Source organism: Burkholderia guangdongensis (assembly GCF_013403875.1).
Classification (GTDB): Bacteria; Pseudomonadota; Gammaproteobacteria; order Burkholderiales; family Burkholderiaceae; genus Burkholderia; species Burkholderia guangdongensis.
Window position 1 is genome coordinate 1 of sequence record NZ_JACBNX010000061.1, and the last position, 1,133, is coordinate 1,133.

General features: G+C 65.3%; 3 protein-coding genes. All 3 read right to left on the bottom strand.

Going from position 1 to position 1,133, the window contains the following annotated elements; genetic code table 11:
* Nucleotides 1-203: ATP-binding cassette domain-containing protein (locus HZI36_RS26680; RefSeq protein WP_179405665.1), on the bottom strand; the 203-nt coding region annotated here is incomplete at its 3' end.
* 52 nt (nucleotides 204-255) lie between these two features.
* Entirely contained in the window at nucleotides 256-489 is a 234-nt protein-coding gene (locus HZI36_RS27160) for a hypothetical protein (RefSeq protein ID WP_246327245.1), read from the bottom strand.
* Complete coding sequence (locus HZI36_RS26685) at nucleotides 423-1,130, bottom strand: aminotransferase class III-fold pyridoxal phosphate-dependent enzyme (RefSeq protein WP_425485301.1); 708 nt, start codon at nucleotides 1,128-1,130, stop codon at nucleotides 423-425. The genes HZI36_RS27160 and HZI36_RS26685 overlap by 67 nt, the downstream gene beginning before the upstream one ends.
* Between the last annotated feature and the right edge of the window lie 3 nt (nucleotides 1,131-1,133).

Below are 1,133 nucleotides of genomic sequence, written 5' to 3' on the forward strand. Positions count from 1 at the left end.
CGCAGCAGCGTCGACTTCCCGCAGCCCGAACTGCCCAGCAGCGCGAACAGCTCGTTCTTCATGATCGTCAGGTTCACGTTGTCCACGGCCGTGCTGTCGCCGAATTTCTTGACCACGTTTTCGATGCGGACGAACGCGTCGTTTCCGGCACGCGACGCGCCGGTCAGTCTCGCCCCGGCGCCCGACAAGGATATCGATTGCATGTGTTTCACCCTCTATTCAATTCGGATTGCAGATATTCCAGGCAGCGACGATTCAGACTTGCAAAGTTCGCGCGGTCGCGTCGACCGCGTCGCGCATCTTGCCGATCAGCTCGTCGATCTGCGCGTGATCGATCACCAGCGGCGGCGCAACGATCAGCCGCCCGTTCGTCGAGCGCACGATGGCGCCCAGCTCGAACCCGACCGTGCGGCTGTGCCACGTCAGCTCCGCCTCGTTCGCGAACCGCTCGCGCGTCTTCTTGTCCTTCGCGAACTGGATCGCCCCCACCGCGCCGACGCCCTGGATCTCCCCGACCAGCGGATGATCCGCGAACGCATCCCGCAGCGCCTTCTGCAGATACNATGCCCCGAATACGTGAGACCGTGCGCGTACACGCCACCCCGCTCGACCAGCGCTTCGCCGATCCGGCGGCTCATCACCAGCCCGCCCATCGGCACGTAGCCCGACGTCAACCCCTTCGCGATGCTGATCAGATCCGGCTCGAAACCGAAGTGACGGTGCGCGAACCATTCCCCGGTGCGCCCGAATCCGCCGATCACCTCGTCCGCGCACAGCAGCACGTCGTACTGCCGACAGATCCGCTCGATCTCCTGCCAGTAGCCGTCCGGCGGGAAAATCATCCCGCCCGCGCCCTGGAACGGCTCCGCGACGAACGCCGCCACCCGGTCCGCGCCCAGCTCCAGAATCTTCTTCTCGAGCGACAGCGCGGCCTGCTTGCCGAATGCCTCCGGGCTCAGATCGCCGCCGTTCGCGTACCAGTACGGCTCGTCCACGTGCGTAATGTTCGCGATCGGCAGGTCGCCCATCTCGTGCATGAACGCCATCCCGCCGAGCGACGCGCTGCCGACCGTCGACCCGTGATACCCGTTCACGCGACCGATCAGCACCTTCTTCTCCGGCTTGCCCATCAC